Source organism: Mesorhizobium sp. P2_E6 (assembly GCF_056403835.1).
In genome coordinates, this window is sequence record NZ_JBFUEQ010000015.1 from 57,827 (window position 1) to 84,409 (window position 26,583).

The 26,583-nt window shown below is 61.5% G+C and carries 22 protein-coding genes, 1 tRNA gene and 1 pseudogene; 14 read left to right on the forward strand and 10 right to left on the reverse strand.

The features are described 5' to 3' along the window. Positions 1–10 precede the first annotated feature (10 nt). The 5 genes from AC1D08_RS29330 to rnd all read left to right on the forward strand — a co-directional run bounded on the left by AC1D08_RS29330 (position 11) and on the right by rnd (position 5,636). A complete protein-coding gene (locus tag AC1D08_RS29330; RefSeq protein WP_477424702.1) occupies positions 11–781 on the forward strand; it encodes an L-iditol 2-dehydrogenase in 771 nt (256 codons plus the stop codon). A gap of 53 nt (positions 782–834) precedes the next feature. Next, positions 835–1,848, forward strand: coding sequence for a zinc-dependent alcohol dehydrogenase family protein (locus AC1D08_RS29335; protein WP_457151805.1), 1,014 nt, complete (start codon positions 835–837; stop codon positions 1,846–1,848). 152 nt (positions 1,849–2,000) lie between these two features. After that, positions 2,001–3,008 carry a LacI family DNA-binding transcriptional regulator gene (locus tag AC1D08_RS29340; RefSeq protein ID WP_477424809.1) on the forward strand — a complete coding sequence of 336 codons (1,008 nt, stop codon included), beginning with the start codon at positions 2,001–2,003 and terminating at the stop codon, positions 3,006–3,008. A gap of 156 nt (positions 3,009–3,164) precedes the next feature. Beyond that, the gene (locus tag AC1D08_RS29345; RefSeq protein ID WP_095085789.1) at positions 3,165–4,409 is read left to right on the forward strand and encodes an MFS transporter; all 1,245 of its coding nucleotides are present in this window, start codon (positions 3,165–3,167) and stop codon (positions 4,407–4,409) included. Between the two features lie 75 nt (positions 4,410–4,484). After that, positions 4,485–5,636 (forward strand): ribonuclease D, encoded by a 1,152-nt coding sequence (gene rnd, locus AC1D08_RS29350; protein WP_095085791.1) that lies wholly within the window; start codon positions 4,485–4,487, stop codon positions 5,634–5,636. Between the two features lie 58 nt (positions 5,637–5,694). On the opposite strand, the gene AC1D08_RS29355 is transcribed toward rnd, so the two are convergent. From AC1D08_RS29355 to AC1D08_RS29375, 5 genes and pseudogenes are all read right to left on the reverse strand, one after another. Further along, positions 5,695–6,114, reverse strand: coding sequence for an MAPEG family protein (locus tag AC1D08_RS29355; protein ID WP_457151804.1), 420 nt, complete (start codon positions 6,112–6,114; stop codon positions 5,695–5,697). A 24-nt stretch (positions 6,115–6,138) separates the two neighbouring features. Next, entirely contained in the window at positions 6,139–6,762 is a 624-nt protein-coding gene (locus AC1D08_RS29360; protein ID WP_095085797.1) for a hypothetical protein, read from the reverse strand. Next, positions 6,713–7,319: pseudogene (locus AC1D08_RS29365) on the reverse strand (IMP dehydrogenase); the annotation flags it as partial. The pseudogene AC1D08_RS29365 and the gene AC1D08_RS29360, both read right to left, overlap by 50 nt. A gap of 522 nt (positions 7,320–7,841) precedes the next feature. After that, entirely contained in the window at positions 7,842–8,198 is a 357-nt protein-coding gene (locus AC1D08_RS29370; protein WP_477419099.1) for a DUF1330 domain-containing protein, read from the reverse strand. Between the two features lie 355 nt (positions 8,199–8,553). Continuing rightward, positions 8,554–8,988, reverse strand: a complete 435-nt coding sequence (locus AC1D08_RS29375) for a hypothetical protein (protein ID WP_457155436.1) — start codon at positions 8,986–8,988, stop codon at positions 8,554–8,556. 131 nt (positions 8,989–9,119) lie between these two features. Here AC1D08_RS29375 and AC1D08_RS29380 point away from each other — a divergent pair, with 131 nt between their 5' ends. The 4 genes from AC1D08_RS29380 to AC1D08_RS29395 all read left to right on the forward strand — a co-directional run bounded on the left by AC1D08_RS29380 (position 9,120) and on the right by AC1D08_RS29395 (position 14,127). Beyond that, entirely contained in the window at positions 9,120–9,986 is an 867-nt protein-coding gene (locus AC1D08_RS29380; protein WP_477308874.1) for an MBL fold metallo-hydrolase, read from the forward strand. 685 nt (positions 9,987–10,671) lie between these two features. Next, the gene (locus tag AC1D08_RS29385) at positions 10,672–12,609 is read left to right on the forward strand and encodes an FUSC family protein (RefSeq protein ID WP_477424704.1); all 1,938 of its coding nucleotides are present in this window, start codon (positions 10,672–10,674) and stop codon (positions 12,607–12,609) included. Beyond that, complete coding sequence (locus tag AC1D08_RS29390; protein ID WP_457155382.1) at positions 12,606–12,809, forward strand: DUF1656 domain-containing protein; 204 nt, start codon at positions 12,606–12,608, stop codon at positions 12,807–12,809. The genes AC1D08_RS29385 and AC1D08_RS29390 overlap by 4 nt, the downstream gene beginning before the upstream one ends. Positions 12,810–12,819: 10 nt before the next feature. After that, a complete protein-coding gene (locus AC1D08_RS29395) occupies positions 12,820–14,127 on the forward strand; it encodes an HlyD family secretion protein (protein ID WP_477424706.1) in 1,308 nt (435 codons plus the stop codon). Positions 14,128–14,230: 103 nt separating this feature from the next. Here the strand turns inward: AC1D08_RS29395 and guaB are convergent, their stop codons facing one another. Then, complete coding sequence (gene guaB, locus AC1D08_RS29400) at positions 14,231–15,733, reverse strand: IMP dehydrogenase (protein ID WP_477419090.1); 1,503 nt, start codon at positions 15,731–15,733, stop codon at positions 14,231–14,233. A gap of 302 nt (positions 15,734–16,035) precedes the next feature. On the opposite strand from guaB, the gene AC1D08_RS29405 reads away from it, so the two are divergent. Beyond that, a complete protein-coding gene (locus tag AC1D08_RS29405; protein WP_457154594.1) occupies positions 16,036–17,457 on the forward strand; it encodes a DHA2 family efflux MFS transporter permease subunit in 1,422 nt (473 codons plus the stop codon). Positions 17,458–17,468: 11 nt separating this feature from the next. Here AC1D08_RS29405 and AC1D08_RS29410 read toward each other — a convergent pair whose 3' ends face one another. Together AC1D08_RS29410 and AC1D08_RS29415 are read right to left on the reverse strand one after the other, a co-directional pair. Further along, entirely contained in the window at positions 17,469–18,248 is a 780-nt protein-coding gene (locus AC1D08_RS29410) for an RlmE family RNA methyltransferase (protein WP_457154593.1), read from the reverse strand. 119 nt (positions 18,249–18,367) lie between these two features. After that, on the reverse strand, positions 18,368–19,717 hold the full coding sequence (locus tag AC1D08_RS29415) for a Ppx/GppA phosphatase family protein (protein ID WP_457154653.1): 1,350 nt from the start codon (positions 19,715–19,717) through the stop codon (positions 18,368–18,370). A 380-nt stretch (positions 19,718–20,097) separates the two neighbouring features. Here AC1D08_RS29415 and AC1D08_RS29420 point away from each other — a divergent pair, with 380 nt between their 5' ends. Together AC1D08_RS29420 and AC1D08_RS29425 are read left to right on the forward strand one after the other, a co-directional pair. Beyond that, the gene (locus AC1D08_RS29420; RefSeq protein WP_457154652.1) at positions 20,098–21,030 is read left to right on the forward strand and encodes a lysylphosphatidylglycerol synthase domain-containing protein; all 933 of its coding nucleotides are present in this window, start codon (positions 20,098–20,100) and stop codon (positions 21,028–21,030) included. A 175-nt stretch (positions 21,031–21,205) separates the two neighbouring features. Further along, positions 21,206–21,279, forward strand: a tRNA-Gln gene (locus tag AC1D08_RS29425). Here AC1D08_RS29425 and AC1D08_RS29430 read toward each other — a convergent pair. Next, positions 21,247–22,836, reverse strand: a complete 1,590-nt coding sequence (locus AC1D08_RS29430; RefSeq protein WP_477308792.1) for a recombinase family protein — start codon at positions 22,834–22,836, stop codon at positions 21,247–21,249. The two genes, AC1D08_RS29425 and AC1D08_RS29430, sit on opposite strands and share 33 nt — an antisense overlap. Before the next feature lie 385 nt (positions 22,837–23,221). Next, positions 23,222–23,926, reverse strand: a complete 705-nt coding sequence (locus tag AC1D08_RS29435; RefSeq protein WP_477308790.1) for a hypothetical protein — start codon at positions 23,924–23,926, stop codon at positions 23,222–23,224. 120 nt (positions 23,927–24,046) lie between these two features. Here AC1D08_RS29435 and AC1D08_RS29440 point away from each other — a divergent pair, with 120 nt between their 5' ends. Beyond that, the gene (locus AC1D08_RS29440; RefSeq protein ID WP_477416548.1) at positions 24,047–24,298 is read left to right on the forward strand and encodes a helix-turn-helix domain-containing protein; all 252 of its coding nucleotides are present in this window, start codon (positions 24,047–24,049) and stop codon (positions 24,296–24,298) included. Between the two features lie 437 nt (positions 24,299–24,735). Then, a complete protein-coding gene (locus AC1D08_RS29445) occupies positions 24,736–26,487 on the forward strand; it encodes an adenylate/guanylate cyclase domain-containing protein (RefSeq protein ID WP_477424708.1) in 1,752 nt (583 codons plus the stop codon). Positions 26,488–26,583: the final 96 nt, after the last annotated feature.

The following is a 26,583-nucleotide window of genomic DNA, read 5'->3' on the forward strand; positions in this document are numbered from 1 at the left end:
GGATTTGAAGATGAAACTGAACAACAAGATTGCCCTCATAACAGGCGGTGCGCGCGGCATTGGCCTGGGTTTCGCGCAAGCCTATGCCCGCGAAGGCGCCAAGGTGGTGATTGCCGATATCGACATCAAGCGTGCCACGCGGGCAGCCGCCGCGATCGGTGCGGCGGCCAGAGCCATCCAGCTTGACGTCACCGACCTCGGTGCGATCGACAGGGTCGTGGCGGAGGTCGACCGCGATTTCGGCGGCATCGATATCCTCGTCAACAATGCAGCCATCTTCGACATGGCGCCGATAACCGACATCACCGAAGCGAGCTATGACAGGGTGTTCGCCATTAATCTCAAGGCGCCGCTGTTCATGATGAAGGCGGTGGCCAATGTGATGATCGCGCGCGGTCGCGGCGGCAAGATCATCAACATGGCGAGCCAGGCCGGTCGGCGCGGCGAGGCGCTGGTGACGCTTTACTGCGCCTCCAAGGCAGCCATCATTTCGGCCACGCAGTCGGCGGCGCTGGCGCTGGTCAAACACGGCATCAATGTCAACGCGATCGCGCCCGGTGTCGTCGACGGCGAGCATTGGGATGTCGTCGATGCGCATTTTGCCCGCTGGGAAGGCCTCAAGCCGGGCGAGAAGAAGGCGGCAGTGGCCAGATCGGTCCCGATCGGCCGCTTCGCGCAGCCCGAGGATATTGCCGGGCTCGCCGTGTTCCTGGCATCGCCCGACAGCGACTACATCCTTGCGCAGACATACAATGTCGACGGCGGCAACTGGATGAGCTGACGCGCCCGAGCCGCGCCATCCGGGACAAGGTCGTCCAGGCAGGGGAGACTGAAATGAAGGCCATCCGATTTACCGCCGCAGGCGTTGCGGGCATGGCGGAGCTGGAGATGCCCGCGATCAAACCGGGGCATGCCCTGGTACGGGTCCGCGCGGCCGGCCTTTGCCATACCGATATCGAGGTGCTGCATGACCGCTACGGCGAAGGCGCGTTTCCGCTGGTCCCCGGCCACGAATACGCGGGCACCGTCGAGGCGGTCGCCAGCGATGTCACCACCGTCAAGCCGGGCGACCGGGTCGCTGTCGATCCCAACATCTCGTGCGGGCATTGCCCGGCCTGCAGGAAGGGGCTGACGAATCTGTGCGCCAGTCTGAAGGCCTATGGCGTGACCGAGAACGGCGGCTTCGCCGAGTTCAGCATGGTTGCCATCGACCATCTGCATGGGATCGGCGATCTCGGTTTCGCCACGGCAGCGCTCGCCGAGCCGCTCGCCTGTGTCCTCAATGGTCTCGGTGCCGCCGGGCTCGGAACCGGCACTAGCACGCCCGGCACCGCGCTGGTCTTCGGCGCTGGGCCGATCGGCCTTCTGCTTGCCCTCTCGCTCCGGGCCAAGGGTGTCAGCAGCGTGGCGGTCGCCGATATCAGCGAACAGCGCCTCGCCTTCGCCGAGGCGCTCGGTCTGGAGCCGCTGGTGTCCGGATCGCAGGCGCTGTCGGCGCGGGCGCGGGGCTTCGATTTCGTTGCCGACGCCACCGGCGTCGCCAAGGTGGTCGAAGGCATGATCGGTTTCACCGCCGATGGCGGGACGGCGCTCATTTTCGGTGTCTGCGCACCCAATGCCAGGATCTCGGTCGCCCCGTTCGAGATTTTCCGCCGGCAGATCAGATTGGCGGGGTCGCACTCATTGAACCGCAACATCCCGCAGGCGCTCGACATTCTCAGCCAGGACGACGGCACGATGGCACGGCTTGTCGGCCATCGGCTGCCGCTTTCCGAACTGCTGCCGTTCTTCGCCAAAGCCGGAGGCGACCCAACGACAATGAAAGTACAGTTTTCCTCGGAGCCGTGATTTCCAGAAGTTCAGCCGCGCCCATGAACACACGCGGTCTCCCGCTCTCGGAAAGAACATCCCACCTCCTTTCCGCGAAAAGGTGACTCAAGTAGACAGTGGCGACGGCAGTTCGAGCAGGGAGCCCGTGAATGGCAAAGACAATCAGGACGATGGAGGACTTCTCGGCCTTCGTCGGCTTGTCCCGCACGACGGTTTCCAAATATTTCAACGACCCCAGCTCGGTACGGAAAAATACTCGAAACGTGATCGAGGCCGCGCAAAGGAAGTCCGGCTTTCGGCCGAGCATGTTCGCCGTCAATCTCAATCGCCGCCGCAGCAACATTCTGGGCGTCATCATTCCGAATTCGACGGACCCGTTCTACATGGCGCTGACGCGCCGTATCGAAACGATCGCCAACGAAGCCGGTTTCCTGGCTTTTGTGCTGTCTTCCGACGGACGCGCCGAAATGGAAGACCAGGCGATCCAGACATTCAAGTCGATGAACATTGCCGGCGCAATCATAGCGCCGCTCGGCGTGCAGTCCCATCACCGTATCCTGGCCGAACTCGGATCGAGCATCCCACTGATCTATGTCGACTCGCCGCTCGACGAGACCTCGTCGTTCGTCGGCACCGACAACAGGCAGAGCTTCAGGCTCATCGTCGATTATCTCTGCAGGTCAGGCGAGCCGCCTTGTTATTTCGCCATGCCGCTGGTCAACAACAACGCCTCGGCCAGACAGGACGCCTATGTCGAGGCCATGCAGCAGTTCAAGATGACGCCTGAAATCGTGCCCGTCGTCGACGCGCGGTCATGGGATTTCGAGAAATTCGGCTTTGATGAAGCGCTTCGTATCCTGAAGGGGCAAGGTTTTCCGACCAGGACCGTGCTTTGCGCCAACGACCGTGTTGCCTTCGGCGTGATCGCGGCCGCGTATCAACTGGGCCTGAAAGTAGGCCACGGGGCCGACTGCGACATGCGGGTCGCGGGGCATGACGACCATCCCTTGTCGCGCTACGCCTGCCCGCCGATCACGACTGTTGCGCAGAACTACAACGAGATCGGCCGCCTGGCCATCGAACTTCTGCTGGAGAGGCTGGATGAGAAATCCTCGGCCAAACCAGACGGCGGACGCATCCTGCTCAACGCGGAATTGATGCTGCGAAGTTCGGCTTGAGCCGGCACAGGCGGGCTGAACGCCACAACAGAGCCGGCGATCTCCCATCTTTCGCAGCGCGGTTATCCGCGCGGCCGAGTTCCGTTTGGAATTGTCGCTGGCATTGACGGAAGCGATGGTTCAAGAAGGATCAACGACAAGCGGTTGTTTTCCTTCATGTCCTCCATCCGCCCGCTGATCCCGCTCCTGCTCGCCGCCGGCATCCTGCTTGGCGGCAATGGGCTGCAGAGCACGCTGATCGCGCTGCGCGGCGCGCAGGAAGGGTTTTCCGCCTCCGACATCGGTCTGATGGGCACCTTCTATTTCGCCGGCTTCCTGCTCGGCTGCCTGGCCATCACCCGCATCATGAAGGCGGTGGGCCATATCAGGGCCTTTTCGGCGCTGGCGGCAATCGCCTCTGTCGGCACCCTGTTGCTGGTGCTGGTTCTCGATCCGGTGATGTGGTGCGCGGTGCGCTTTGCCGGCGGCTTCTGCTTTGCCGGACTGTTCACCATCGTCGAAAGCTGGCTGAATTCCGGCGTCAGCAATCGCGACCGCGCGCGCGTGCTGGCGATCTACAGGATGGTCGACACCGGTTCGGTGACCGGCGCCCAGTTCCTCATCCCGATCTTCGGTGCCGGCGGCTTCACCATTTTTGCCATCATGTCGATCATGATCACGCTCTCGCTGGTGCCGGTCTCGCTGGGCGACCGCTCCAACCCGACGCCGCCCGAGGAGGTCAAGCTCGACCTGGCGCGCGTCTGGCGGATTTCGCCGCTGGGCTGCTTCGGCTGCATGGCCGTCGGTGTCACCAACAGCGCCTTTCGCACATTGTCGCCGGTCTATGCCGAGCAGATCGGCATGTCGGTTGCCGATGTCGTGACCTTCGTCAGCGTCGGCATCTTCGGCGGTGCCATCATCCAGTATCCGCTCGGCTACCTCTCCGACCGCTGGGACCGGCGCCGGGTGCTGTTGATGACGACCTGCTGCGCGATGCTTTCAGCACTGGCGCTGGTGTTCATCGCCGGCAGCAATCCGCTGCTCAACTTCGTCATCATCTTCATCTTCGGCTGTTTCGCCATGCCGCTCTATTCGCTGTCGGCGGCGCATTCCAACGACCGCGCCGACACCGGCGAGTTCGTGCTGATCAACGCAGCCTTGATGTTGTTCTATTCCTTTGGTGCCATTGGCGGGCCGTTCGCCGCCTCGACGGCGATGCAGTATTTCGGACCGAGCGCGCTGTTCGTGTTCAGCGCCGTCGTCTATGCGATCTTCATCGCCGTCATCCTCTACCGGATGCAGGCCCGCTCCGGCGTCCCGGCGGGCAAGCGCAGCCGGTTCACCGCGCTGTTGCGCACATCGACGATTTTCGCGCGGCTGGCCAGAAGAAACGGCGATTCCGATGGGCCGGGAACCCCATGACGATGGCGCCACAGCTTGACGAAAGCGCTTCCGGCTGAAATCTAGGAAGACCTTACTCCTGTCAAAAGCGATTTGATGCACGTCATCACCACCCAGAAAGAACTCGAGACCGTTCTCGCCGCTTTCGAAAAGTCGGATTTCGTCACCGTCGATACCGAATTCATTCGAGAAACGACCTTTTGGCCGATCCTGTGCCTGATCCAGATGGCCGCACCCGGCGTGACGGCGTTGATCGATCCGCTGTCGCCCGACATCAACCTGGCGCCATTCTTCAAGCTGATGGCCAACGAGGCGGTGGTCAAAGTCTTCCACGCCGCAAGGCAGGATATCGAAATCATCGTCCATCTCGGCGATCTCGTTCCGCATCCGGTGTTCGACACGCAAGTGGCGGCGATGGTCTGCGGCTTCGGCGACAGCGTTTCCTACGATCAGCTCGTGCAGCGGATCACCGGCGCGCGGCTCGACAAGTCATCGCGCTTCACCGACTGGCGCCATCGGCCGCTTTCCGACAAGCAGCTCGACTATGCGCTGGCCGACGTCACCCATCTGATCGAGGTCTACCAGCACCTCAGCGCCGAGCTGGTGCGGGAAAACCGCGCTCACTGGCTGAACGAGGAGATGGATGTCCTCACCTCGCGCGAGACCTACGATCCGCATCCCGAGGATGCCTGGAAGCGGCTGAAGATGCGGCTGCGCAAACCGCAGGAACTGGCGATCGTGCAGGCCGTGGCCGCATGGCGCGAACGCGAGGCGCGCGAACGCGACGTACCGCGCGGCCGCGTGCTCAAGGACGACGCGATCTACGAGGTCGCGCAGCAGGCGCCGCGCGACGCGGCGGCCCTTGGCAAGCTGCGCACGACGCCGAAGGGCTGGGAGCGCTCCTCGACGGCGACGGCCCTGCTTGGCGCTGTCAACGCCGCGCTTGCCTTGCCCAAGGAGCAGATGCCGAAGCTGCCGAAGAACTTCCAGCCGCCCGAAGGCTCGAGCGCGGCGTCGGAACTGTTGAAAGTGCTGCTCAGGATCGTCGCCGAAAAGGAAGGTGTCGCCTCGAAAGTGCTGGCCTCCAGCGATGACATCGACCGCATCGCGGCCGAGGGCGAGGAGGCCGACGTGCCCGCCCTGCAAGGCTGGCGGCGCGCGGTGTTCGGCGAGGCCGCGCTGAAGCTGGTGCGCGGCGAGATCGGCTTCAAGTTCGACAAGCGCAAGATCGCGGTTTTCGACCTCTAGGCGCTTTACCCCCGCTTCGCTTTGCGGCGACCCTCCCTCACAGGGGGTAAGCAGATGCTTACACGGCTCCGAGCAGATGCAGTGCAAACCAGATCCAGGCGAGCGCCAGCACGGTAGCACCGAGGAAGAAAGAGCGGCTGCGCAGCCGCAGATTGTTGCTGGTCAGGTGGACCCAGGCGTGGAAATAGCGCGACGCGACAAAAATCCACATCAGCGCCAGGGTCAGGAAGTTGACGCCGTTGGTCACGTGCAGCGTCAGGCACAGCACGTAGAACAGCACCGGCAATTCGAACTGGTTGATGAGATTGCTGGCAACGGTGATGCTGGAGGCCGGCTCGGTCGACCGTAGCTTGTACTGACCGGCCTTGGCTTCACCAGATCTGACCGCCCCATATCTGCGGTGGCCCAGGACGATATAGACAATGTAGATCAGCAGCACCTGCGCCAGCAACGGCCAGAAGATCGTGGTCTGGTTCATGAACTGCCCTGCCCCGTTTTGGCGTCAAGCCTGGTGTTTCTGGCCCGCCAGCCAGAAAGCGGCGATGACGGTCAGCGGGACGGCGAGAAGCGCGAATTTGGTAACGATCAGCGCCGAGGCGAGAGACAGCGAATCCGGATTGGCCGACAGGAAATCGGACAGCAGGCTCGCCACCGCGATGTTCTGGGCATAATCGGCCAGCGTGTAGGGCAGTACCAGAATCAGCGCGAAGATCGACTGCAACTGCCCCGGCAACACGCGGAAATTCTTCAATCGCCGGCCGGTGGCCAGGATCAGGCTGACCAGTGTCACCGACAACAGCGCCGGGAACAGCAAATCAAAGGTCAGATAGTGCCAGACGAGAATGATCTCGCCGCCGCGCCGGCCGAGCGCCGTCAGCCAGGCCATGCCTTCGTCCGGCGTGAAGCCGAGAAAGCGCATATCAAGTGACGCGAGGCCGCCGCTCAACTGGCGGAAATAGAAGAATTCCAGCACCGTCATGGCGATGAAAACCGCCGCCGACAGGAAACAGAGCGCGGCCGCGTGGCGCGACAGCCGCAGTATCGTTGCGGCCAGGTTGCGCCAGAGCCCGTACGGATCAGGCTCCGCCGGGATAATTCGGGCTTTCGCGGGTAATCGTGACGTCATGGGCGTGGCTTTCACGAAGTCCGGCGTTGGATATGCGTACAAAAGTGGCGCGTTCGCGGAAATCGGCAAGATCGCGACCGCCGACATAACCCATAGCGGCTTTCAGCCCGCCTGCAAGCTGGTGCAGCACGCCAGACACAGGTCCTTTGTAGGGAACTTGCCCCTCGATGCCTTCCCGGACCAGTTTCAGCGTGTCGCGCACCTCGGCCTGGAAGTACCGATCGGCCGAGCCGCGCGCCATGGCGCCGACCGAGCCCATGACGCGATAGGCCTTGAAGGTAGCGGCCCTGGTGCAGATGGACCTCGCCCGGGCTTTCATCGGTGCCGGCCAGCAGCGAGCCGATCATGGCTGCACTGGCGCCGGCGGCGAGCGCCTTGGCCAGATCGCCGGAATATTTGATGCCGCCGTCGGCGATCACCGAGACGCCTGATTTGTGCGCCGTCTCGACCGCCGACATGATGGCCGAAAGCTGCGGCACCCCGACGCCGGCAACGATGCGAGTGGTGCAGATCGAGCCCGGGCTGATGCCGACCTTGACGGCATCCGCGCCGGCGTCGGCGCAGGATTGAAGGGCGAGACTCGCTCCGGAATGTGCATTGTGAACGAAAGCCCATGCGGCTGCACGAACTTCTCAGCGAGCTTTTCGCCGACGTCATGAACGATCGCCTCCAGGATCGCCTCACAAACGCTGCCAGTGTCTTCCTCGGTCTCCGCAATGCCGATACCCACCCACGTCGCGCCCTCGGTCTGAGCACAGCGCTGTTCGAGAAAGCGGACAAGCTTTGTGGCGTCGTAGGATCGCATGAAAAATTGCGGTCTCGCCTGACACGATGTCATCATCGCATAGGCTCGGCGAGTCTGGCACGCCAGACAGGGTCCGCAAAGGGTGGAGAGCGGTCCTTACGGCGAACGACCATCCACTTCGCCATCACCGTTCCCGGTGCAACCTCAAATCCCAGATGTTGATAGAACGAGACGACCTTCGTGTTCGTCTCCCATACCAGCAGTTGCACCTTCACGACGCCACGCCCACGCTTCGCCGGCCTCGACCATCTGCTTGCGCCCAACGGTCATCGGGTCACGAACGCGATTTGTCGATCATTTCGCGGATGCCTGCCGCAAAGGCTTTGACAGTAAAGCCGGGCGGTAGAGAGTCGATCAGTGCAATATCCGAAATCGCGCCTTTGAACCGAAGTGGACGCAATGCCGTGTACTCAGGCGAGTTGTACCATTTGTCGAGTGACTGCCGATCAGGGAACTCCATGACTACTATCGAGCCTGGCCACGCACCCTCCAACACATCGACCGGCCCTTGAGCTAACCATTTGCCCCCGTAGGGGGCGACTGTCGCCTCCACCTGATCAAGGTAAGACAGCGCATCCAGGTTGGGGATGTCGCCGGGAATGCGAAGATGATTGACGAGATACGTTGCCACGGTGTCGCCTCCTGAACTTTCGTTTGCTGGGACCGGGCTCGGCCAGCAAGTTCATTGCGCATACTAGGTGGCTAAGGCCATTCGTCGAGTCATACAAAGGTTTGGTCGAGACAAAGGGCGGAAAGCTCTTTGGCCCCGGCTCACGGGAGTAGGTTGGTAGCAGCGCAGAAGTCCGAAATGGGTCGAAAGCGGACTTAAGACTGATAGTCTGCAATGTGTCGATACGCGACAGTTCTGACGGCGATCCGTACGTCCGAAGATGGCAGTGCGCCTGTCGAGTTATTGACCTCGCGACGACCGAAGTCGGAAGGCAACCAGCTCTAGTCCTTGAGGCGGCGTGAGGCCGGGAGGTAAGTTAGAGGAGGGTTTCAAATAGGCTACCGGTATCGTCCTCAATCTCGGCGCTGCCGATGCCCAGCTCCTTCGCATCAGCGAACAGCTTATGCGTCAACTCGTGCCCGGAGATTACATCCATGACGACGTGCCAGGCATATTGGAGCCAAGCCACTTCAGCACGCCTACCGACGCAAATTTTGAGTTTGGGCACAGCGCCGGAAGGCAGAATGCATGGCAACCACTTCACCGGACTCGAAGCTTGCCAAGCCGCAATGATCGGAACGCACCACTCCTCAACATTCACACCAACGGATAGTCCGGATACCCATTCGTGTGAGCCGCTGATCCGGACGAACAATGGCCGCCTCGACACCTGTCCGGCAACATTCACATCAGCGATCCGCCGAACAGCCAATACGATCTGCAGCTGGTCGCTGACGCCACCATAGTGCACGCGGAAAGTGCGACTGTGCGGAGTTCCTTTCTGAAGAAGTTGGCAACTGGGAAACTGGTTGAAATCAGCACCTCAATATCGACGCGGTTGCAACCGCTTTGCGAACCCTTTGATGAACACGGAGATATCAGATGAGCTCAGTTGAGGCTTCAGGCGCCGCCCTGACCTGGGAAGTACTTACCGTAAAGCGCCCAGGACTTAGTCGTGAGTTGCCTGCCGGGCAAGAGAGGTGGGCTTGGGTGGCGAACTCGTCGACCCTTATCTCGGGCGAGCGGGATGCCGTACTCGTCGACACTTTTCTGACGACCGAGCAATCCTTGACATTGCTGAAATGGGTAATCGCGAGCGGCAAGAACCTGACCGCGATCTATATCACGCACGGACATGGCGACCATTTTTTTGGCCTCGCGCCAATCCTGGAGCATTTTCCAACCGCAAGGGCTGTCGCGATACCCGAAGTTGTCAAGGCGATGGAGGCGCAACTGTCACCGGAATCGATCGATGGGTTTTGGCGCAAGCGTATCCCCGACGGGATACCCGAGCGGCTGCTGGTGGCCGATCCACTCGGTGAAAACGAATTGGAGTTAGAGGGACACAAACTCGTCCCTGTCAATACGGGGCAGACCGACACAGCCTGCTCTACAAGCCTGCATGTGCCTTCTATCGACCTGATCGTTGCAGGCGACGTCGTCTACAACGGCATTCACCCTTATCTCGCAGAGACAACCGCGCTGAGCAGGCTTCAATGGATCAGTGCCCTTGAGAAGCTTGAAGCACTTGAGCCGAAGGCGGTTGTTGCCGGCCACAAAATACCGGAAAACGACGATGACCCCCGCAACATCGGCGAAACGCGGAAATATCTGCGAGATTTCGATCGCCTCGACAAGATCACGAATACTGCGCGCGACCTCTACGACGCGATGTTGGAGCTTTATCCCAACCGCGCCAATCCGGGCTCGCTCTGGGGCGGTGCGCAAGCCGCCAAGAAGCTTGACTGATTGCCAAATTGCGCAGCGCGAAGACAAGGCTCCTTTCCCCAAAGCCAGCGCAGGCGTTCTCGTGGTGGTCCAGACCGCGGTATCCTCTTGCTGCCAGAGAGACCGCCAGACCGATAGCCGCAAAAGCTATAGGCACTCTCCAGCCCCTGCCATCGTCCATAGGCCAAACGCTTGGCATGGCGCGACGTGTACTGTGAACTGTGTCGACTCGCACCCCTCCTGCGGTATGCCCGGGTCGTTCGTCCAGCGCCCTTTTCACCTGTGGCGCGGGCCTTTTCGAGGCAATCCTGTGGTTCCAACTCGGCCGCCGTAGTGCGCTTACCGTGCTTCGCGTTGCGGTATGCCGCAGCGCCGCAAGGAAGAAAGCATCGCAACCACCGCACCCGACTCGAAGCTTGCCAAGCCGCGGTGACCGGAATGCACCGTACCTCAAACATTCACACCAACGTATGGTCCGGATATCCATTCGTCTGGGCTGCGTATCCAGTAGAACAATGGCCGCCTCGAGACCTATACGGCAATATCCACATCAATGGTCGCACGCACAGCCAATACGGTAGCGACAGTTTTCAGAGCCTTGGCTGTTAAAGGCCTTGCTGCAAGGTGTGCCGCGTAATGCAGGCCAGCTGAGCCATCGGATTCGGAGCAACAGGCATACCAGCTTGAGCCACCTTGCAGGAGTGCGATGAGTATTGCTGTCGTGCGACATCCGACCATCGTCGCAGGATTTCCTCCTGCGTCCTGGGCGTTCGCGCTCAGGATCTGGGTGGCCATCGTCGCGGCCCTCTATACGAGCTTTTGGCTCGAGCTGCAGTCGCCATCTACGGCGGCGCTGACAGTCACCGTTCTGGCACTCCCCACTCGCGGCCAAGGTATGGAAAAGGCCGCCTTCCGGCTGATCGCGACCGTGCTCGGCGTCATGGCGTCGGTCGCCATCGTCGGGCTCTTCGCCCAAAGCGGCGGAATCATGCTCGCCGCGTTCGCCGCATGGATCGGGCTGTGTGTCTACACGGCAGGATTGCTGGACGGCAACCGCGCTTACGCTGCAGCACTCGGCACGATTACCGTTGCTCTCATTGCGATTCAGCAAATCGATAGTCCCCAGCAGGTCTTCGAGACGGGCGTGGCGCGTGGCGCGGCCATCGCCGTTGGTGTTCTCTCAGTCACTTTCGTGAACGACCTTTTGGCTGCCCCCGACCATTATCCGAAAGTGGCCGCCCAACTCGAAGCGTTGCAGCGCCGGGTCGCGGATTACGCCCAGGGCACGGTTCGCGGTCAGGCCATGCCTGCCACGATGGCAGCCGGACTCCTGCACGAGATCACGGCGCTGCGTCCTGATATAGCGAGCCTCGCCACAGAATCGAGCAACGGACAGGCGAGAAGCGCGGCTGCCCGTGCCGCGGCAGTGGATCTCGTCGCTGAACTGGCTACGGCCCGGGCACTGGAAACGTTGCCGGTCGCCGCCGAACCGCGGCCGCGGGAGCAAGCTATCTCCGAACTTGAAGCAAACTCCACCGTGCCCAGGTTCAAGTGGCCTTCAGGCAGCTTGGCAGAAGGCTCATCCGGTCTGATGGCGATATGTCTCGCCTGGCTCACTGGAGAACTGCTCCGAAGGAACAGGGACGTGCGGGGCAGCCTCGACGCATTGCGGGCAGGAAACCACGGCTCCCACGAGTGGCGCACCCCTTTATACCGCTCCCGCCGCATTGCGGCGGAGACCGGCGTCAGAGCCGCAATCTCCTTTGTGCTGCCATCGATGTTCTTCATGATGACGGGGTGGCCGGCAACCGAAGCCTGCCTTGCTCTTATTGCCGTGCTGATTGGGTTGAGCGCTACCGTACCTGACGCACGCACCTTCACGACGCTCGCGGTCGTTGCCATGCCGATCTCCTGTCTGCTTGCCGGTATTCTGGAGTTCGTGGTTCTGGACGGCGTCACCGGGTTCCCTTTGCTGGCGATTGGTCTGGCGCCTTTCACCATCGGCTGCGCACTGCTGACAACGTTGCCAAATCCGATCCTGTCGACCCTTGGGCGGTTGACCCTGATCTTCGTCATAGCTTTCTTCGCACCAAGCAACCCACAGACCTACGATCCACAGACCTTTCTATTCGTCTGCTTTTTCGCGTGTCTTGCGACAAGTTTGCTGTTTGGAGTTCAACTTCTGATCCCTCCGGTGTCGAACGATCACCGGCTTCGCCTTCTGCTGGAAGACGCTCGCCGCGAGCAACGCAGTCCGAGATTTGACCGAGCTGGGCACCTCGCACGGGAAGAGGCCACGTTTCGCGATGCCTCGCGGATCGGTGAGATCGTGACTGCGGCTGGTGCATCTCCGCGGAATAGCCCGGTTCTCGATGAAGCCATGTTGTGGTTCGACCGGGCGGCGGCGCTGCGACTGTGTGGCGCCGGATTGGATCGGCTGGCAACCGGCCCGCTGGCAAATGTGGCCGACGCAGCACGTGCGGCGCTTGTCCAACGGGACGGGCCCGCATTGTTAAGCTCGGCCAAGGCTTTGGGTGAAGCCGCCGCATCCGGGCACAATCCAGTCGCCACCGCGGCGTGCGCAGCGCTCGTCCTGGCGAGTGTTTCCTTCACGGACAGGTCTATGGAGAGCGGCGACCCATGACGCACACGTTTCGGGAGCTCGTCATAGGCGGAGTTCTGGTAGCGCCCATAGTCACCTATGCAGCGATTGCGCTCGTCCTCGTCATAGTGCTGCGCCCGCTCCTGCATCTTATTGGATTCTCGGGGTATTTCAGCAATCCGTCGATCGCCGAGCTTAGTCTGTTCGTCGCGATTTTCGGGCTGCTTACTATGCTTCTTTAGGGAGAAGGTCATGGAGATTCCCCGGCCTCAGGATCAAACGATATTGCTGGACGAATCGCCCTTCGAAGAGCAGATCACCGTCGGCGACGCGACCCATGACCCCCCAATACCAAAGCCGGTAAGCCGGGTCGGAGGCGACAGCCCAGTTGGCCGGCCTCAGATGCCCTCGGCGTCGGCGCCATCCATCGCCTCGACGCGCGGTGGTTTCGGGCGTCTTCTTCTTGCGGTTGGCAAGCGCCTTTCCACGCTCGCCATCGCGCTGTTCGCTGGCCTGATCGCGGTTCTCACATGGCAGGACTATGTGCGGGCGCCTTGGACGCGAAATGGCACCGTTCGTGTGCAGGTCGCGAACATCGCGCCTCAGGTATCGGGCCAGATCGTCGAACTTAGGGTGGCCGATAACCAGTTCGTCCGCCAAGGTGACGTGCTCTACGTCATCGACCCGTTCGACTTCCAGGTTGCTGTGGCCACCGGCAAGGCGACGGTGGCCCAGGAAGCGGCGGACCTGCAAGTCAAGAAGGTCCAATCCGATCGGCGCCAACATTTGTCGTCTCTTGCCACGACACCCGAGGAGCAACAGACCTTCGCCGGGAACGCCGCTCAGGCCAAGGCCCAGTTCGACGCGGCGCAGCAGGAACTTGCCCAGGCCGAACTAAACCTCACGAGGACCAAGGTCGTCAGTCCCGTCAGCGGCTATGTGACCAATCTGCTGCTGCGGGTGGGCAACTATGCGCCCACAGGGGTGACCAATATCTCCGTGATCGATTCCGACAGCTTTTGGATCGATGGTTATTTCGAGGAAACGAAAATGGCGCGGATCTGCTTTGGCGATCGCGCCGAGGCGAAGCTGATGGGTTACGCCGAGCCGATCCTTGGACACGTGGAAACAATCACCCGGGGCATCAGCGTATCGAACGCTGCCCCAGGCACCCAAGGGCTGCCCAACGTCGATCCTATCTACACCTGGGTACGCCTCGCGCAACGCGTGCCAGTCCGCATCGCCATCGACTACGTTCCGGCGGGTGTGCCCCTCGTTTCCGGCATGACGGCAACGGTGACAATCCGGCCGGTTACAGGAACCGATCACCGAAACTGGTTCGATCGCGTGCGATCAGATGTTGCAGCCAGGTTTTCCGAGCTTTGGTACGGCTCGGTGTCGCGACCGGGTTGTTTGGCCGACAGGGCCGGAGCACACCCTGCAACGGAATCGATTCCAGTGCCTAGGGCGAGCCCGGCCTCATCTCCAGAGCAGATCAGTCCAGGCATCGCTCCCGGTATGGACGTAGCTCCGCGCAGCAGTGGCCAGCAGGACCACTGACATACGACGGCGGATTGCGAAATATCGCAGTAAGGCTTCTAGGCGCGGGACGCGTAGATCGCATCAGCGTAACTATTTCAAATCAAACAGCTTTTTCATGACGTCAGAGTCCGCCGGGATAATTCGGGCTTTCGCGGGTAATCGTGACGTCATGGGCGTGGCTTTCACGAAGTCCGGCGTTGGATATGCGTACAAAAGTGGCGCGTTCGCGGAAATCGGCAAGATCGCGACCGCCGACATAACCCATAGCGGCTTTCAGCCCGCCTGCAAGCTGGTGCAGCACGCCAGACACAGGTCCTTTGTAGGGAACTTGCCCCTCGATGCCTTCCGGGACCAGTTTCAGCGTGTCGCGCACCTCGGCCTGGAAGTACCGATCGGCCGAGCCGCGCGCCATGGCGCCGACCGAGCCCATGCCGCGATAGGCCTTGAAGGAGCGGCCCTGATGCAGATAGACCTCGCCCGGACTTTCATCGGTGCCGGCCAGCAGCGAGCCGATCATGGCTGCACTGGCGCCGGCGGCGAGCGCCTTGGCCAGATCGCCGGAATATTTGATGCCGCCGTCAGCGATCACCGAGACGCCTGATTTGTGCGCCGTCTCGACCGCCGACATGATGGCCGAAAGCTGCGGCACACCGACGCCGGCAACGATGCGAGTGGTGCAGATCGAGCCCGGGCCGATGCCGACCTTGACGGCATCCGCGCCGGCGTCGATCAGCGCCTGCGTGCCTTCGGCGGTGGCGACGTTGCCGGCCAGAATGCGAACCGAGTTGGAGAGCTTCTTGGCGCGCGCCACCGCGTCCAGCACGCGCTGCGAATGGCCGTGCGCGGTGTCGATGACCAGAAGGTCGACGCCGGCATCGATGAGACGTTCGGCGCGCTCGAAACCGTCATCGCCGACGCTGGTGGCGGCGGCGGCGCGCAAGCGGCCCTGCGCGTCCTTGGTGGCGTGCGGGTTGAGCTGCGATTTCTCGATGTCCTTGACGGTGATCAGCCCGACGCAATTGCCTCGGCTGTCGACGACGACCAGTTTTTCGATTCGGTGCTGATGCAGGAGGCGCTTGGCCTCGTCCTGGTCGACATTCTCCTTGACCGTGATCAGGTTTTCACGCGTCATCAGTTCGTAGACCTTCTGCGCCGGATCGGACGCGAAGCGCACGTCGCGGTTGGTCAGGATGCCGACCAGCCGACCGATCTTCTGGCCGCCGGTGCCGCCATTCTCGACCACCGGAATGCCCGAAATCGAATAGGTCCGCATCAGCGAAAGCGCGTCGGCAAGGGTGGCGTCGGGGCCGATGGTGACGGGATTGATCACCATGCCGGATTCGAACTTCTTGACCTGCCGCACCTGCTCGGCCTGTTCGGCCGGCGAGAAATTGCGGTGGATGACGCCAATGCCACCGGCCTGGGCCATGGCGATGGCAAGCCGCGCTTCGGTGACGGTGTCCATCGCCGCCGACAGGATCGGCACGTTGAGGTCGATGTCGCCGGCAATGCGCGTGCGGACATCGGTCTCGCCCGGCATGACCTCTGAATGACCGGGCTGTAGCAGCACGTCGTCAAAGGTGAGCGCCAGTGCGCCGGTGGACGTTTCGATGATTTTTGCCATGGCCAGTCCTCGGAATACAGAAAAAGCGCTTGACCAGGATGGACAGCGCCGACTCGTCTTCTTCCCTTTCAGGATTGGCGCTGGCTCGTAACACGTCCCGCCGCCGATGAAAAGCCGATGATTTCACGCTCCCGTAAAGGTGACGTGACGCCGAACGGACGCCATCTGCGATTGCGGTCGCACAAAAGTGACCGCAAATTAATGCGACATCCGCCCCAAGCCGTGATAACCGCCCTTCGTGTCGGCTCGCCCCCAAGGTCGGCAAGCATTTGACGACGAAACATCCAGTTCGGACGCGTTCCTTGAACCGCACCATCCCGCTCATCCTGGCGGTCGCACTTTTCATGGAAAACATGGATTCGACCGTCATCGCGACATCGCTGCCGGCGATCGCCATCGACATCCATACCAGCCCGATCGCGCTGAAGCTGGCTCTGACGGCCTATCTGGTGTCGCTGGCGATCTTCATTCCGATCAGTGGCTGGATGGCCGATCGCTTCGGCGCCAAGAATGTCTTTCGTGCCGCGATCGCGGTCTTCATCGTCGGCTCGATCGCCTGCGCCCTTTCCGGTTCGCTACCGGCTTTCGTTGTGTCACGTTTCCTGCAAGGCATTGGCGGCGCCATGATGACACCGGTCGGGCGACTGGTGCTGGTGCGCGCGACACCGAAGAGTGAGCTGGTCGCGGCTATGTCCTGGCTGACCGTTCCGGCGCTGGTCGGGCCGCTGGTCGGACCGCCGATCGGCGGCTTCATCACCACCTATTTCACCTGGCACTGGATCTTCCTGATCAATGTCCCGATAGGCCTGATCGGCATCTGGCTGGCGACGCGCTTCCTGCCGCGGACCGAACCAACGCAGAACCCGCCACTTGATTTCATCGGCTTCGTGCTGAGCGGGCTGGCGGCATCGGGCGTGGTGTTCGGCCTATCGGTGGTCAGCCTGCCGTATCTACCGCCGATCGTCGGCATCATCACAGTGGTAGTCGGCCTGGCGTCGGGAGTACTCTATTTGCTCCATGCGCGCCGCGCCAAAAATCCGCTGCTGGCGCTGGAACTGTTCCGCAACCAGGTGTTCCGTTCCTCTGTGCTTGGCGGCTCGTTGTTCCGCATCGGCATCGGCGCCGTGCCGTTCCTGCTGCCGCTGATGTTCCAGATCGGCTTCGGACTGACGCCCTTTCAGTCGGGAATGATCACCTTCGTCTCGGCGATCGGCGCCATCGGCATGAAATTCGTCACCGCGCTGATCTTCCGCGTCGCCGGCTTCCGCCGCGTGCTGGTCGTCGGCTCGTTGGTCGCTGCGGCGTCGATTGCCATCAACGGGCTGTTCACACCCGACACGCCCTATCTGCTGATGCTGGCCATGCTTTTGGTCGGCGGCTTCATCCGCTCGATGTTCTTCACCGGCGTCAATGCGCTTGCCTATGCCGAGGTTTCGGCTGAAGACACCAGCAAGGCGACGCCGATTACCGCTGTCTTCCAGCAGCTTTCGATCGCGCTCGGCGTGGCGCTGGCCGGCGGCATCCTGGAAGTTTCGACGTCAATCCATGGCGGTCCGCTTTCGCTGGACGACTTCCACATCGCCTTCTTCATCGTCGCGGCTGTATCGGCGGCGGCGGCGCTGTCGTTCGTGCGGCTGGCGCCCGATGCCGGCAACGCCATCTCCGGCCATGGCCGGCTGAGCACGCCCAAGACGCTGGAACCGGTGAGCCCGCCTGGCAATTGAACCGAATGGCTTTAGGCTTCGGGCTCGCCCTGCCCTTCGCTATCGCTCGAAGCGTTCGAAACGTCGACTTTGCGTTCCGGCCCGCCTGGAGGCTCTCGCCCTTTGAAATCCTTGGCCAACAAATAGAGCTCGACCGATTCGTCGCGCGACGCCGGCGGCTTAACGTGATGGACCGAGCGGAAATTGCGCTTGAGCATGGAGAGCAGTTCGTTTTCGGCGCCGCCCTGGAAGGTCTTGGCGAGGAAATGCCCGCCCGGCTTCAGGACCGACAGCGCGAAATCGGCCGCCACCTCGCACAGATGCATGGTGCGGATATGGTCGGTCCTCTTGTGGCCGGTGGTGGGCGCCGCCATGTCGGACAGCACGACATCCGGGTCGCCGCCCAGCGCCGCGGCCAGCTTCTGCGGTGCCAGCGGATCGAGGAAATCCATCAACAGCACCGGCGCACCGGGCACGGCATCCATTTCCAGATAGTCGATGCCCACGACATGCGGCTTGTCGGCTGTCGATTTCGTGCGCGCCGCCGCGACCTGGCACCAGCCGCCGGGGGCAGCACCCAGATCGATCACCTTCATGCCGGGTTTCAGCAAATGATGCTTGTCGTCGATCTCGATCAGCTTGTAGGCCGCGCGCGAGCGGTAGCCATCCGCCTTGGAGCGCTGGACATAGGGATCGTTGATGTGGCGCTGCAGCCAGCGGCGCGACGATTCCTTCAGGCCGCTCTTCTTCTTGATCCGCGTCTTCAGCACGCGAATGCTCGCAGACCCTGGTTTTTCCGGTTTCTTGGTCATTGCCTAATTTCTTGCCTGAGTATGGTCTCTGCCGAAAACCGGTCGCCACTTCTCGGGATCACGCTCGCCTTCTTGCCTGAGCATGATCTCTTCCAAAAACCGGGTCCCACTTTTCGGGATCATCCTCTGCCACGTCCATCGTTGCGCCAGACGCCGTCGTCGGCCATCAGCTCACTCAATATGCCCTCGCGCAGGCCACGGTCGGCGACGCGCAGCCGCTCCGACGGCCATACCGCGCGGATCGCCTCGAGGATAGCACAGCCGGCGAGCACCAGATCGGCGCGATCAGCCCCGATGCAAGGGTTGGCGCAGCGCTGCTGGAAATCCCAGCCGACCAGCTTTTCGACCATGCGGTCGACGCTGTCGCGGTCCATCCACAGCCCGTCGACGCGCCGGCGGTCGTAGCGTTCGAGGTCAAGGTGGACGCCGGCCAGAGTCGTCACAGTGCCCGACGTGCCAAGCAGATGGAAATTCGGGCTGGCCTTGAGATGGCTCAACCGGTCGCGACCGTCGAAGCTTGCCAACCGGTTGGCGACGTCGTCGACCATGGCGGCAAAGATCTCGCGTGTCACCGTGCGGCCGCCAAAACGCTCGGCCAGCGACACGACGCCGACCGGCAGCGACGTCCACGACACGATATGGTGGGCGAGCCGCGGCGAACGGCGGCCGCTGAGGTCGATCAGCGCGATTTCGGACGAACCACCGCCAATGTCGAACAGGACGACGCCTTGGGTGTCGCGCTCGACCAGCGAACCGCAGCCGGAAACCGCCAGCCGCGCTTCGGTCTGGCGATCGATGATCTCGAGCTTCAGGCCGGCCTCGCGCTCGACGCGATCAAGGAATTCGACGCCGTTTTCAGCCGAGCGGCAGGCTTCGGTGGCGATCAGCCGGGCTTTTCTGATCTTGCGGTTGCGCAATTTGTCGCCGCAGATCTTCAGCGCCTCGACCGCGCGGTCCATCGCCGGCTGGCCGAGCCGGCCGTTGGCTGTGAGCCCCTCGCCCAACCTGACGATGCGTGAAAAGGCGTCGATGACGCGGAACTGGCCATGCCGCGTCGGCACGGCAACCAGCAGCCGGCAATTGTTGGTGCCGAGGTCGAGAGCCGCAAACACCGGAAGCTCCTGCAGCGGCGACCGGTGGGCGCCCGGTTCGTGCCGTGCTGGCGCAACGGCGGGCAAGACCGCCGAATTGGGCAGTTTTGCTGCTTCCGCCGCCGAACTGGCGTTGCCGGGCACAGGCGATCGATTTCCTATGGGGTGCGCCTCGTCGCGCGCAAAAACCTTGCGCCCGCGCCTTCGCTTGCGCCGCTTCTTGGGCTTGCCCTTCTGGCTATGGGTTGAGTCGCCAGCCTGCCCGTCGGCGGAGCGGGACTCCGTCGGGCGGCTTTGCCGCCATGAGCCTGCTGGCCCTGGGGAAGCGCTGGACGCACCCACCTCCGGCGCGCCGGCGCCGGTGTCGCGGTCTTCCACTGTCGTTCCTTCCGGCGCCGCGCGAACCGATGACGGACGCAGCAGGCGCTTTGACGTGTTTTAAGTTGCCGCCAGACTAACAGTGCCGCGCCCGATCACCAAGAGCCGCGCGCTCAATTTTGCCGGCTCGGCGCGTGAACCGCCATTGAGGCCGTGCCACGCAATGTACCCGTAAGCCTCGATTGGTAGGCGCAATGCCGGCTGGCGTCCCGTTGGGCCGCCCCTCGACGCAGACAATTCCTGCCGGCTGCCGCAACGCAAACCGTTCGCGGTTGAATAGCCGGCTTCAATGAGGCATTTCTGAAATGAGCGTAGGAATCCGGCGCAACCGGCCTCTCGACAGCAAAGGAAGCGGACCCGCAACGCATGGCAATCAGGCAATGAACTGGAGACGCTATTTCTGGCCGGTCGTCGGCATTGCGGCGGTGATTTTCTCGCTGCTCCTGCTCTGGCACGAACTGCGCGGCATCTCGCTGGACGATGTCTGGGACGGGATATCGGCGATTCCAGCTCGCCGCTGGATTCTCGCGGCGCTGTGTTCGGTCGTCGCCTATGCCTCGCTCGCCGGCTACGACCACATAGCGCTCTTGCATATCGGCAAGAAAGTGTCGTGGCTGTTCGTCACGCTCTGCTCCTTCACCACCTATGCGCTGTCGCACAACATCGGCGGGTCGGTGTTCTCCGGCGCCGTCATCCGCTACCGCGCCTATGGCACCAGGGGGCTCACCGGCCAGGATGTCGGCGTGCTGGTGGCGATTTGCTGGATCACCTTCGTGCTGTCGACGATCCTAGCCTCCGGCCTCGTATTGGTCTTCGAGCCTGAGATTCTCGACCGGTTTTCAGGCATCGCCCATCACGGCCTGTCGGAAGCGGCGGGGATCGTGATGCTGCTGCTCGTCGCCGCCTACATATTCGGCAGCTGGCTGCATCTGCGCCCACTGAAGATCGCCAGCTTCCAGTTGCACTACCCGGCGCTGCCGATCGTCGCGCGGCAATTGCTGATCGGCCCGGTCGAACTGCTGGCGGCGGCTGCGATCATCTTCTTTGCCCTGCCATCGATCCACAACCCCGGCTATTTTGTCGTCCTCGGGGTTTTCCTGGTCTCGTTCTCGATCGCGCAGATCTCGCATGCGCCGGGTGGGCTCGGCGTGTTCGAAGTGGTGTTCCTGGCGGGGCTGTCCGACATGGATCCGGTCGGCGTGCTGGCGGCACTGCTGGTGTTCAGGCTGTTCTACCTGGTCATCCCGCTGATTCTGGGCCTTGGCATCGTGCTGTTCTTCGAACGGTCGCAGTTCAGCCGAAGCGAGAGCTGAGGCGCGGGTGGACTTGGCGTCGCCCGACGCAATGCGTGGAACCAACTTACAAAACGGACCGACAAAACGTTGCGATTGAACTGCCGAGCAGGCTTGACTATTTTCCGCTGGCGGCTACAAGGCAGCGCTCAAGCGGCTTGGCCGCTCGGCCCGCACGGTTCATGACCGCGCTTGCTGGGGAATAGGTTAACGGTAGACCCACGGACTCTGACTCCGTTAGTCCTGGTTCGAATCCAGGTTCCCCAGCCAAACTGGATCTCCCTTGGACACGACGATCCCTTGGGACTGATCCGTCGATAGCGCCGCAGTCGTTTCGGCAAGCAAATCAAACGGTTGTCGAAAGGCAGCGCGAACCTCGCCGTCTTCCCACGTGCAGTTCGACAGTAGCAGATTCAGAAGCCGTTTCTTCTCACCAGGAGCTTGGCGGGCGAACAGTTGCCGGGCATTTCGCGCTAGCTCCAACAGGCGCACGCCATCCTCCATGTATGATTCCTCGGCTGCGCCGTGCCGCTCGATCTCGCGTACCAGGCGTGTCTGTTCTATACGCCATTGCGCTGACATCCGATCGTAAAAGGCACTGTCGATGCGTCCATCGAGCTTGTCCAGGTACATTGCCTGGAGCCGATCCTCGAGGCGCTTGTATTCCTTCTGGCATCGCAGGATCGCCTGTTCCTGCTCCTTCCGCTCATCGGCGTGGCTGGCTTTGAGCGCGTCGCGGACCCAATCCAGCACCTCCTCATCGAAATGAAGTTTGTCCAGCAAGCCGCCAAAGGTCTCTTCGAGGACCTCCTCGCGGACGTACTTGCGGCGGCACTCGGCATAGCCACCACGGCCTTTGTCGCTGTGACCGGTGCAGTGGTAATAGACGTATTTGCCTTTCTTGATCTCGGCCACTACCGCGCAGCCGCATCTGGCACAGGTCATCAGGCCGCCGAAGGCAAATTCATAGCCGTAGGAATGGATAGGCGTCGCATGTCGGCCCATCAGCACACCTTGGACCCGCTCCCATAGCTCGATCGACACCAGCGGCTCGTGCTTGCCGTGCTGCAGCTTGCCGTTCCATTGAAACAATCCGGTGTAGAGACGATTGCGCAGAATCGAGTGCACCGTGCTCACCGGAACCGGATGCCCACTCTTCGGATACACAAGGCCTTCCGCGTGGGCTGCCTTCGTGATTGCCTTGAGAGAATATCCGCCAGTTGAGTAGCGCTCGAACAGCCTCGTTATCATCGGCGCCAACTCAGCGTCCGGTTCAATGACCTTCCTGCCGTCGCTCCCTGTGACGTTGAGATAGCCAAGCGGAGCCTTGGTCGGCCAGATTCCCTGCTCCGCCTTCTCCATCTGCCCTTTGCGCGCTTCCTCCGAGAGATTGTCGATATAGTTCTTAGCCATCAGCACTTTGATGCCGTGCATGAACTTTTCGGACGAGCGCGAGTCCTGTGAGAGGATCACGCCTTCCTTGGCGAGGTGGATCTCGACGTCAAGTTCGTCGAGCGTCACCCAATCTTTCAAATTGCGATAGAGACGGTCGGTCTTCTCAACCAGAACAACCCGCACGCCAGGGTGCTTCCGAAGGTATTTGACCATCTCGTTGAAGTTGGTCCGCCCGCTGCTTTTGGCAGTCTCAATGTCTATGAATTCCTGGGCAATACCAAACTGCTTCTGAGCCGCATACTCCCTCAGAAGTTTGCATTGGGCAGGGATGGAAAAGCCTTCCTTCTCCTGTTCCTTAGAGGAGACCCGAGCATAGAGCAGCGCCTTCACCAAGCCGCTGCGAGTTGCAATCTGCGCAGTTTTCTTGACCATCTCTTAGCCTCGTCTCCTGAGGGCGGAGCGAGGTGAAGCCTCGCTCATTCCATATTTTGCCATTCGGAAAGGAGGCGGAAGAACCCGGTGACGTTTTCCACGATCTGGCGCGCATCCTCCCTGGTGAGCTTTCGGCCAGTGCGCTGCTCGAACAACTGAGCCGTTCTATCCAAGAAGGCACCATCCACGGCGCAATTCTGTGGAGACAGGGTCGTCTCAACCGACCGACAGGCGTTCCTTGGTCTCTTCATCGTCTGTGCCCGGTTTCAGTCGCTTTGCAGCACCAGGCAAGGATCGCCGATTTCTCTCCAATCTCGAATGGCCGATGTGTACGCTTCAGCCGCCTTTTCCGCGCCGCCGCCTTGGACGGCTAGGGGCTAAACCCCTACCCTTCCCTTCCGGGTTCCGTCGGTCTGAGCGCGGACGAAAAACAGTCTTGATCTGCCGACGCGAGCGCGCCTTCTTGGCCCAGCCGCATGACATCGTCGAAGGCCGAGCGAATCTGCGGCCAGGGAAACTCTACGCCTCCCTCCCGCACCTCGCTCTCAAGAAGCACCGCATTCAATTTGGCCGCTACGCCGGTAAGGGAGGTGGCAGGTGCCGCAGCCAAGGCTTCGAGCAATTCTTCGGCTCGATCGGCTGCCGTGATTTCCGCCTCTGTCACGGCCGAATAGCCAATTCGCTTTTCGGCGGCATTCCAGCGTGCCTGATGAGCCTCCAAACTGGCTTCTGCATCGGCGCGAGCGTCATCGGCCTCCGCATCAGCATTGAGCACCTCGCGGAGTGCCCTGATAGAATGAACCGTCAGATTCTCGCCACCGGGCAACTGGACGGTCACACAAGGGTAGCCGATGGTCTCCACAAGCGTGCGTTCCAAGTGCGCACTTTGATTGCAGAGGCGCTCGCTCAGTTCGTGAGCAGTGCGCCATTCTCGCCAAATCGCCAGCGCGGGATCGGAAGGTACCGCTGCTGCCGGCGCCTTGTCGGCAAAAGCACCTCTTTCCCATCCTAAGATTGCAATCGCCGTTGCACCAAGTACCCTCCTGCGGGTGACGAAAGACAAAGGCGTGGTATTGTCGGAATCAGCCATGATCCGAGCTCCTAAACAGCTTGGTAGTGGTCAGGCCGCACCGAGTGTATCGAGCACCGGTGCGGCCGCTAGTCACCATCGTTTATGTCACTTTTTGTGACTTTTAACAAGATGAATGTCATGAAAACGGACATACTGCCTCAGCAGATCCGAGCAGCTCGGGCCTTGATTGACTGGACGAGAGAGGACCTGGCGAACGCCTCCGGAGTGACAGTTCGGACGCTCGCCAGAATTGAAAGCTCTCAAACGCTCCCTAGGCCGGCAACACTTCAGGCGATATCTTCTGCGTTGGAAGCGGCGGGGATCGAATTCATTTCGCAGAATGGAGGGGGACCAGGCGTCCGCCTTGCGCTTCGACTGGACGACAGCTGACACCACCAACAGCCGTTCTGCTATGGAGTCTTTCCGAAGAGCGATCGTTGGCGGGATCGGAAAAGCCTAACTTCAGTCCGCTAAGGGGCCGCTTCCTGTGTCCGGTTTCGGTGATCGCCCAGCGGTAAGCTGCCTTTCTGCGCCCGACCCCATTGCGGACATCGACGCGCCGCCGTTTCAAAAGCGGCTCAGCGCCCCCTTCCCGCCATAGAGGCTGGTCGCACCATTTCCCGCGAGCAGTCGTTCCACTAAAAAGGCCGTGGGCGGCAAGCCGACTGCCAGGTCTTAGGCAGCAGCGTCGAAAATCTTACCTTTGGTGGTCAGGGCGGTGGGCAACCCGCCCTCTTGGCCCATTCGACAAATCCGGCCAGATGGACATGTCCGCGGCGCCGCAATACAATTACGGATAGTTCCTGCCTTGGGAGCCATCGCGCAGTATGGCTGAACAACGCGCTCAACGTCGCCTTGCCGCCATCCTGGCCGCCGATGTGGTCGGCTATAGCCGCATGATGCAGCAGGACGAAGCCCGCACGCTAGCGATACTGAAGGATCGACGGAAAACCGTTCTCGAACCGACGGTCGCCAATCACGGTGGCCGGATCATCAAGCTGGTAGGTGATGGTGCTCTCATTGAGTTTGCCAGCGCTGTGGACGCAGTCGAGTGCGCCGCACGGCTGCAAGAACGCATGGCTGCCGGAAATGCTGACCAGTCGGACGGTCTCCAGATCGTGCTGCGCATTGGAGTCAACCTGGGCGACGTCGTAGTCGACGGCGATGATCTCTACGGGGACGGCGTGAATATTGCGGCGCGGTTGGAAGCCCTTGCCGATCCCGGCGGCGTTTGGATTTCAGAAGACGCTTACCGGCAAGTTCGAGGTAAGCTCGCGCTTTCGTTTGACGATCTTGGTGCTCGGGTTCTCAAGAACATCGCCGAACCGGTCCGCATCTATCGGGTCACAAACACGCCGGCAGTAACGGTTACGGCGACGACGACTTCGACACCTGAGAAGCCTTCGATCGCCGTGCTGCCGTTTGCCAACCTGTCGGGCGATCCTGAGCAGGACTACTTCGCCGATGGAATCGTCGCGGACCTCATCACCCAACTGTCGCGACTGCGCGATCTGCTGGTCATTGCTCGGAACTCGACCCTCATGTTCAAGGGCCGAACTGTGCGGGTTCAGGATGTGGCGCGCGATCTGGGGGTACGCTTTATCCTTGAGGGGAGTGTGAGGCGCGCAGGGAACAGAATTCGCGTAACGGCTCAGCTGATCGATGGCGCGTCGGGTGGGCATGTTTGGGCCGAGCGCTATGACCGGGAGCTCACCGACTTTTTCGAACTTCAAGACGAAATCACCAAAGCCGTCACCGTTGCACTCCAGGTTAACTTGACCGAAGGCGACACAGCGCGGATCGCGGCCGAAGGGACCCGCAACTTGGAGGCGTGGGAAGCCTTCCTGCAGGGCCAGACCGCAATACTGAAGTTCACAAAGCTCGACAATATCCAAGCACGATTCTTCTACGAACGAGCCGTACATCACGATGCAAACTATGCGCTCGCCTTCGTTATGCTGGCGCACACCCATTGGTTGGATGCGCGGCTTGGCTTCACCCCCGATCCGGCGATCTCTCTTGGGCTAGCAAAGGCGGCTCTTCAGCGTGCGGAGGACCTTGTAGGCGAAACCGGCGCAGTTCTGCACTACAAGGGAAATGCTGCGCTGATGGAGCGGCGCCACGATGAAGCCCTTGAATTCCACCGCCGCGCGGGCGAACTGGCGCCGAGCGACGCCTACTGCGCGGCCGCATTCGGCATGACACAGGTCTATAGCGGCGATTTTCAGGGAGCCATAGCAACCCTGAAAACCTCGCGGCGACTCAGCCCATACGCCATCAACTGGGCTATCTACTACCTCGCCTGGGCCGATCTCTGGCAGGGCGATCTGGAGCAAGCGCGGTCCGATGCTGCGCTCTACCTGGCGCGCGAGTCACACGAGCCTTTTGCCTACATCTTATCGGCAATCACCGCTGCCGCCACTGGCCGGCTCGACGCCGCCCGCGGTCACATCACCGTCCTGCTTGGCAAGCATCCGGAGATGACTCGCTCTGGTGTTGCCGCCGCACAGTTCTATCGCGATCCCGAGCGCCTGCAGCGAATTATGGCTTGGCTCAAGGATGCGGGTCTGCCCGAATGACATTTTCTTGGTCACTTTCTACAGGTCTGTATGTGACACGAAGCGGTCACTAGCACCTCGCCACCGGACTGACCGCTTTCCACCCCATGGTGGTCG

Bases quoted from the DNA above. Each gene is read 5' to 3' on its own strand.
- AC1D08_RS29330 (WP_477424702.1), top strand. From the start codon at position 11: ATGAAACTGAACAACAAGATTGCCCTCATAACAGGCGGTGCGCGCGGC.
- AC1D08_RS29335 (WP_457151805.1), top strand. From the start codon at position 835: ATGAAGGCCATCCGATTTACCGCCGCAGGCGTTGCGGGCATGGCGGAG.
- AC1D08_RS29340 (WP_477424809.1), top strand. From the start codon at position 2,001: ATGGAGGACTTCTCGGCCTTCGTCGGCTTGTCCCGCACGACGGTTTCC.
- AC1D08_RS29345 (WP_095085789.1), top strand. From the start codon at position 3,165: ATGTCCTCCATCCGCCCGCTGATCCCGCTCCTGCTCGCCGCCGGCATC.
- rnd (WP_095085791.1), top strand. From the start codon at position 4,485: ATGCACGTCATCACCACCCAGAAAGAACTCGAGACCGTTCTCGCCGCT.
- AC1D08_RS29355 (WP_457151804.1), bottom strand. From the start codon at position 6,114: ATGAACCAGACCACGATCTTCTGGCCGTTGCTGGCGCAGGTGCTGCTG.
- AC1D08_RS29360 (WP_095085797.1), bottom strand. From the start codon at position 6,762: ATGACGTCACGATTACCCGCGAAAGCCCGAATTATCCCGGCGGAGCCT.
- AC1D08_RS29380 (WP_477308874.1), top strand. From the start codon at position 9,120: ATGAGCTCAGTTGAGGCTTCAGGCGCCGCCCTGACCTGGGAAGTACTT.
- AC1D08_RS29385 (WP_477424704.1), top strand. From the start codon at position 10,672: ATGAGTATTGCTGTCGTGCGACATCCGACCATCGTCGCAGGATTTCCT.
- AC1D08_RS29390 (WP_457155382.1), top strand. From the start codon at position 12,606: ATGACGCACACGTTTCGGGAGCTCGTCATAGGCGGAGTTCTGGTAGCG.
- AC1D08_RS29395 (WP_477424706.1), top strand. From the start codon at position 12,820: ATGGAGATTCCCCGGCCTCAGGATCAAACGATATTGCTGGACGAATCG.
- guaB (WP_477419090.1), bottom strand. From the start codon at position 15,733: ATGGCAAAAATCATCGAAACGTCCACCGGCGCACTGGCGCTCACCTTT.
- AC1D08_RS29410 (WP_457154593.1), bottom strand. From the start codon at position 18,248: ATGACCAAGAAACCGGAAAAACCAGGGTCTGCGAGCATTCGCGTGCTG.
- AC1D08_RS29420 (WP_457154652.1), top strand. From the start codon at position 20,098: ATGAACTGGAGACGCTATTTCTGGCCGGTCGTCGGCATTGCGGCGGTG.
- AC1D08_RS29430 (WP_477308792.1), bottom strand. From the start codon at position 22,836: ATGGTCAAGAAAACTGCGCAGATTGCAACTCGCAGCGGCTTGGTGAAG.
- AC1D08_RS29435 (WP_477308790.1), bottom strand. From the start codon at position 23,926: ATGGCTGATTCCGACAATACCACGCCTTTGTCTTTCGTCACCCGCAGG.
- AC1D08_RS29440 (WP_477416548.1), top strand. From the start codon at position 24,047: ATGAAAACGGACATACTGCCTCAGCAGATCCGAGCAGCTCGGGCCTTG.
- AC1D08_RS29445 (WP_477424708.1), top strand. From the start codon at position 24,736: ATGGCTGAACAACGCGCTCAACGTCGCCTTGCCGCCATCCTGGCCGCC.